General features: G+C 43.7%; 6 protein-coding genes. 1 reads left to right on the top strand and 5 read right to left on the bottom strand.

All coding sequences use genetic code 11. The features are described from left to right. From HP456_RS03570 to zapA, 3 genes are all read right to left on the bottom strand, one after another. Positions 1 to 400: helix-hairpin-helix domain-containing protein (locus tag HP456_RS03570; RefSeq protein WP_246288702.1), on the bottom strand; the 400-nt coding region annotated here is incomplete at its 3' end. Positions 401 to 787: 387 nt separating this feature from the next. After that, positions 788 to 1,327 carry a CvpA family protein gene (locus HP456_RS03565; protein WP_172248634.1) on the bottom strand — a complete coding sequence of 180 codons (540 nt, stop codon included), beginning with the start codon at positions 1,325 to 1,327 and terminating at the stop codon, positions 788 to 790. A gap of 7 nt (positions 1,328 to 1,334) precedes the next feature. Next, a complete protein-coding gene (gene zapA, locus HP456_RS03560; RefSeq protein WP_172248633.1) occupies positions 1,335 to 1,595 on the bottom strand; it encodes a cell division protein ZapA in 261 nt (86 codons plus the stop codon). A gap of 132 nt (positions 1,596 to 1,727) precedes the next feature. Between zapA and rnhC the strand changes: the two genes are divergently transcribed. Beyond that, entirely contained in the window at positions 1,728 to 2,651 is a 924-nt protein-coding gene (gene rnhC / locus HP456_RS03555) for a ribonuclease HIII (protein WP_172248632.1), read from the top strand. 308 nt (positions 2,652 to 2,959) lie between these two features. On the opposite strand, the gene pheT is transcribed toward rnhC, so the two are convergent. Continuing rightward, on the bottom strand, positions 2,960 to 5,374 hold the full coding sequence (gene pheT / locus HP456_RS03550) for a phenylalanine--tRNA ligase subunit beta (protein ID WP_172248631.1): 2,415 nt from the start codon (positions 5,372 to 5,374) through the stop codon (positions 2,960 to 2,962). Between the two features lie 31 nt (positions 5,375 to 5,405). Beyond that, positions 5,406 to 6,443: a phenylalanine--tRNA ligase subunit alpha gene (gene pheS / locus HP456_RS03545; protein ID WP_172248630.1), complete on the bottom strand. Its 1,038-nt coding sequence runs from the start codon at positions 6,441 to 6,443 to the stop codon at positions 5,406 to 5,408. Positions 6,444 to 6,628 lie beyond the last annotated feature (185 nt).

The following is a 6,628-nucleotide window of genomic DNA, read 5'->3' as shown; positions in this document are numbered from 1 at the left end:
TCTTTCCAAAGCCCGGAAGACTCTGGACTTTCCCGGACTGGCATACTTCCTCCAAATCTTCAATCCCTTCCACACCCAGTTCACTATAAAGCTTGGCAATCTTCTTGCCTCCAAGTCCCGGAAGCTGAAGAAGGGGAATCAATCCAACCGGCACTTCCGACTTTAATTCTTCAAGCACCGAGGAAGTTCCTTCTTTAATGAACTCCTCAATCACCCCCGCTGTTCCTTTTCCGATTCCGCTCAGTTTCGTGAAATCACTGATATCACTTAAACTGCGATCATCATTTTCCAGCGCAAGGGCTGCTTTTCTGTAAGCCGATATTTTAAAAGAGTTTTCACCCTTTAGTTCCATATAGATTGCAATCGTTTCCAACAGCCTGATTATATCCTTCTTATTCATCCCATTCACCTGCTTCTCTCTATATAAATAACTCTTCCCATGAACCGTTCTCTTCTTATATAGTAGCAAAATAACCAAAAAAAGAAAGCGATGAAACCGGAAACCGATTGATTTTTGGCTTATAGAGGTTGGGACAAAAATTATAAAAACCCGAACTTAATTGAATCCTGGGAATTCAAATTAGTCCGGGTTTTACTTAGACTATGCACGTTCGTCCAAACCTCTCTTTCAGCAGAGCTGTAAAGTCATCTGTATGGAATAAGCCAAAAATCCAGACCAAATTACGGAACAAAGAAAGCTGACTCCTCAAGGATAGTGATCATCAGTTAAGGTTGTTATACTTAACATTAAATCATTCTATCTATCCTCATTATGTCAGCCTCCCGATCAAGCCCCGTTTTCAATCCACCAGTCTTTTACCATTTCCGAAAACACAGGGGTGTGCTTGACCATCGCCTGTGCAATGAATGAATCATTTATGAAAGACTGTACCGTCTCAATCGGCAGCAGAACGGCAATAAATAAAATAATGAAAATGATTAAATACGTTTCTATCAAACCCAGCACTCCCCCGCCAATTACATTCAATTGTTTCAGGACAGGAAGATGGGCCACGAAGTCGAGCATCGATCCAAGTACATGTACAATGATCTTGACCGCAAAGAAAATCATCGCAAACGCGATCACTCGGTAATATGCTTGATCCATATTCGTCATTTCGAAAATCATATTTAACTTGGAATGATCATCAAGTACCGGATACGGGATCCACAGCGTAAGTTTTGGTGCAAGCTGATCATAATATATATATGCTACAATAAAAGAAATAATAAAACCTGTCATGTGGACAGCCTGCAGAATAAAGCCGCGTCTAAGACCGGTGAAGAATCCCACTAACAGGATAATCAGTAAAACTAAATCAAGCATGTCATTTTCAATCCTTTAAGCGTTTAATTTCTCTTTCCAGCTCCTCAAACTGCTCTTTCAGTTTGATATAGTCATTGACTGCATTAACAGCTGTCAATACAGCAAGCTTACCAGTATCAAGAGATGGATTCATAGAATTGATTTCTCTCATTTTGTCATCGACCTTCGAACAAACAAATCGAATTTGACTTGTCGACTCAGTACCGACAATAGTATATTGTTGACCATATATATCTACAGTGGTGCGACTTTTTTGCTCTTCTGACAATATGAGTTCCCCCTGTTCATAAGAATCCTAACCAATATCATAACATGAAATCTTTTTGTTTTGAAAAGAAAATGTCAATTATAGTCTGATTTTTTGTTATTACATAGAAATTTGTCATAAGGAGAGATTAGTTTGGCGAATACAGTCATTCAAGCAAACAGTGCATTAACAATGAAAATGAAAGGATATTACAAAGATACACTCGTCAGCAAACTGCCGCCCGGTGCAGTTTTTGTAGCAAAACCGGCTGGCTGCACAGTGACGGCTTATAAATCCGGTAAGGTTCTATTTCAAGGTGCTGATGGCGAAGCAGAAGCTGCTAAGTGGGGAAGCGCAGAGACTCCAAAGGTGAAATCGCCTGCCAAAGGAAAAACGATGCTGCCTGAAAACTTTGCGGATTGGTCCGTGATCGGATCAGATGAAGTGGGCACAGGAGACTTCTTCGGCCCAATTACCGTCGTAAGTGCTTATGTGAAAAAAGAACAGATTCCTTTAATGAAAGAACTGGGGGTGAAGGACTCCAAGAATTTAAACGATGCACAAATCATTTCCATTGCCAAAGATCTCATCAAGTCGATTCCATACAGCTTACTGGTCCTTCATAATGATAAATACAATAAGCTTCAAAGCGAGGGCATGACGCAGGGAAAAATGAAGGCTATTCTGCATAACCAGGCCATCCTCCACTTGTTGAATAAGATGGCTCCCGAAGTACCTGAAGGCATCCTGATCGATCAATTTGTCGAGAAGAATACATACTTCAAGCATATCCATGCACAAAAGAAAATCCAAAAAGAACGGGTCTACTTCAGTACAAAAGGGGAAAGCATCCATATCGCTGTTGCTGCTGCTTCTATCATCGCTCGATATGCCTTCCTTAAGGAAATGGACAAACTGAGTGCAAAAGCGGGAGTGGAAATACCAAAAGGGGCAGGTAAGCATGTTGATGTTGCCGCTGCTAAGATCATTAAGCGCAAAGGTATAGAAGAACTGAAAACTATGACGAAATGGCATTTTGCCAATAGTGAGAAGGCCATCCGTCTAGCCGGAAGATAAAATAGAACCTCCAACGTTTTGTTGAACGTTGGAGGTTCTTTCATGTTTCGGAAAAAGAACATAAAAATTGTGGCCGGCACAAAACCAACATAATATACTCTAAGACGAACCATGTCTCGTTATATCATTTTTTCAGTCGCTATACACCGCTTTTGATTTCTGTGCCACCTCTGGATCAAGCTGAAATGAACAATAATCTTTAACAGAAAAATCCGAACTAATTCGGATTCTAATGAAAGAATTCGAATTAACGTTCGGATTTTTATTTCAGCTAAAACTCATTTGTCCCAGCCTCTTCATTTATCTGTTTATCCCCGTAATTCCGCTCCCGCTTTCTCTTTCACTGCTGCAAGGACGCCGTCATGTACCTTGACGACTTCTTCATCAGTCAGTGTCTTCGCAGGGTCGAAGTATTTCAGTGAGAAAGCAAGTGATTTCTTACCGGTTTCCATATGCTCCCCCTCATAAAGATCGAATACAGATACCTCTTTAAGAAGTTTGCCTCCAGCTTGCTGAATGACGGATTTCAATTCTCCTGCTTTTACCTCTGTATCCACGACAAGAGCGATATCCCTTGTGATGGACGGGTGACGCGGGATCGGTGAATAGCTTAATGCCGGCTTATCGTAATGGAAGACCGGCTTCGCTTTCAGTTCAAATACATAGGTCTCATTTAAGTCGAGTTCTTTTTCAACCTCAGGATGGATTGCACCGACAAAGCCGATTACCTCTCCATCCAAGAGAATTTCAGCTGTTCTTCCCGGATGTAGTCCACCCGCCGCTGCCTGACGGAATGAAACAGTTTCCATTACTCCAAGCTCGTCGAATAAGCCTTCCAGAATTCCTTTCGCTACATAGAAATCGACAGCTTTCTTTTCACCCTGCCAAGCATGCGTATGCCATAAGCCCGTCAACGCTCCTGCTATATGTTCTTCTTCTGCAGGAAGTTCTTCATCTGATTCCTTCAAGAAGACAGATCCCACTTCATAAAAAGCAAGAGAGTCATTTTGACGCGCTTTATTGTACGCAATAACTTCAAGAAGCTGAGGGGTGATGCTTAGTCTCAGATTGCTGCGTTCTTCACTCATCGGCATCAGCAAACGGACAGGTTCTTTCATGTCCAGTGCATACTTAGTTGCCTTCTCGTCATTCGTCAATGAATAAGTGACTGCCTGCAGAAGTCCTGCACCTTCCAAGTATCGGCGTACCCTGCGGCGTTTTAATTGATACTCGTTCAATCCCCCAGGCGTACTTTCACCTTTAGGAAGAGTCAGCGGAAGGTTGTCATATCCGTATAAACGGGCAACTTCTTCGAGTAAATCCTCTTGAATGGAAATATCCCCTCTTCTTGTAGGCGCAGTGACAGTGAATGTCGTTCCGTCTACACTTACTTCGAATTGAAGGCGGCGGAAAATTTCTTTCACCTCTTCAACCGAAATCGAAGTACCTAATGAAGCATTGATTTTTTCGAGTGTGATTTCCACGACCGCAGGATTAATCGTTAATTCATCAAAAAGAACTGTCCCTTCAAGAACTTCGCCGCCTGCGTATTTTGCCATCAGTTCAGCTGCACGTTCGCCTGCTTTCAGGACGCGGTCCGGGTCGACTCCTTTTTCATAACGGGTGCTTGCTTCACTGCGGAGTCCGTGATCTTTGGATGCCCTCCTGACGATAGCGCCGGTGAAATAAGCTGACTCCAGAAGTACCGTCGTTGTATTGTTATGGACTTCAGAGTTTGCACCGCCCATGACCCCGGCAAGTGCTACCGGTTCTTCGCCGTTCGTGATTACCAATTGACTTGAAGATAAGGTTCTTTCTGCATCATCAAGCGTGACAAATTTCTCTCCATCTTTTGCACGGCGGACCAGGATTTCCTTAGAGCCCAGGCGATCATAATCAAATGCGTGAAGGGGCTGGCCGTACTCTAAAAGAATATAGTTCGTAATGTCAACCACGTTATTATGAGGACGGATTCCAGCAGCGATCAGCGCATTTTGCATCCAGATCGGGGATGGACCAATTTTGACATTTTTAATGACTTTAGCTCCGTATAAAGGACTATCTTCCTTTGCTTCAACATTTATCGTAATATAGTCGGAAGCTTTTTCTTTGCCTGCTTCCATGTTCACATCCGGAAGCTTTACTTCCCGATCAAGAATGGCCGCCACTTCATATGCGACGCCAAGCATACTCAGGCAGTCTGAACGGTTAGGAGTCAATCCAAGTTCAAGGATAGCATCGTCAAGATTCAATAGAGCGACTGCATCACGCCCGACTTCTGCACCATCGGAGAAAACATAAATTCCCTCAGCATGCTCTTTTGGAACAAGCTTACCTTCAACGCCTAATTCCTGCAGGGAACAAATCATACCATGAGATGCTTCGCCGCGAAGCTTAGCTTTCTTGATTTTAAAATTCCCCGGCAGAACCGCGCCAACTTTAGCGACTGCCACCTTTTGTCCGGCTGCCACGTTCGGCGCACCGCAAATGATTTGGACAGGCTCATCTTCGCCGATATCAACCAGACACTTATTTAATTTATCCGCGTCCGGGTGGGGTTCGCACTCCAGGACATGCCCGACAACGACGTTCTTGATTTCAGCTCCGATTCTCTCGACGCCTTCAACCTCGATACCGCTTCTCGTGATTTTTTCTGCCAGATTTTCAGGAGTCATTCCTGACAGGTCTACATAGTTTTCTAACCATTTATATGAAACAAACATGTTTTTACCTCCGCTCGATAGTAGTGTTGCATTACTCGGTCACGTTGAACTGCGTTACAAAACGGGTATCATTTGTATAGAAGTGACGGATGTCATCGATTCCGTATTTCAGCATCGCTATACGTTCAGGTCCCATTCCGAATGCAAAGCCTGTGTATTCCTTGGGATCGAATCCTGCCATTTCAAGAACGTTCGGGTGAACCATGCCTGCTCCGAGAATTTCGATCCAGCCGGTCCCTTTACATACGCGGCACCCTTCACCGCCACAGATTTTGCAAGAGATATCCATTTCAACGGATGGCTCAGTGAATGGAAAGAAGCTTGGGCGCAGACGGATTTCACGGTCTTCACCGAACATTTTCTTAGCGAATACATTCAACGTCCCCTTTAGATCACTCATGCGGATATCTTTATCCACCACCAGGCCTTCAATCTGCATGAACTGGTGGGAGTGGGTCGCATCATCAGTATCACGGCGGTATACTTTACCCGGACAGATGATTTTAATCGGGCCTTTCCCTTTTGCCAATTCCATCGTTCTAGCCTGAACAGGAGATGTATGGGTTCTCAGCAGAGTCTCTTCAGTGATGTAGAAGGAGTCCTGCATATCGCGGGCGGGATGACCTTTCGGAAGGTTCAATGCTTCGAAGTTGTAGTAATCCTTCTCGACTTCGGGACCCTCAGCTACTGTATAACCCATCCCGATAAAGAGATCTTCAATTTCTTCTACGATCATTGTAAGCGGATGGTGATTTCCTTTTCTGACAGGGCGCCCCGGCAGAGTTACATCAATCGTTTCTGATTGGAGTTTTTTCTCGACCGCTTCTTTCTCAAGTTTTTCTTGCTTTGCTTCAATTTTTTCGGTGATCGCACCGCGGACTTCGTTCGCAAGTGCTCCCATTTTAGGGCGCTCTTCTGCAGAAAGTTTCCCCATGCCTTTTAACACTTCGGTAACCGGACCTTTTTTACCTAAGTAGGCAACACGAATATTGTTCAGTTCCTTTAAGTCTTGTGCTTCATTAATCTTTTCAATTGCTTCAGTTTGAAGGGATTTTAATTTTTCCTCCATGCTTCTTCCTCCTTTGATGGTCTGTAATAAGGTAGTTTTTTATATAATGGTGCTGTTAAACGCCGCTATTGATTTCCATGCAAGACTTCGATTTCCGCTGGTGACCCGTGAGACTTCTTGGCCAATTGACTTATGCCATGTGCCTCTAAGCCGTGGAGCTGGACAAATCTCAAATTGGCCATTTC

Source organism: Bacillus haikouensis (genome assembly GCF_013179555.1).
GTDB classification, from domain to species: Bacteria; Bacillota; Bacilli; order Bacillales; family Bacillaceae_B; genus Rossellomorea; species Rossellomorea haikouensis_A.
The sequence above is the reverse complement of the archived record's forward strand: the minus strand, read 5'-3'. Positions and strand labels throughout refer to the sequence as shown.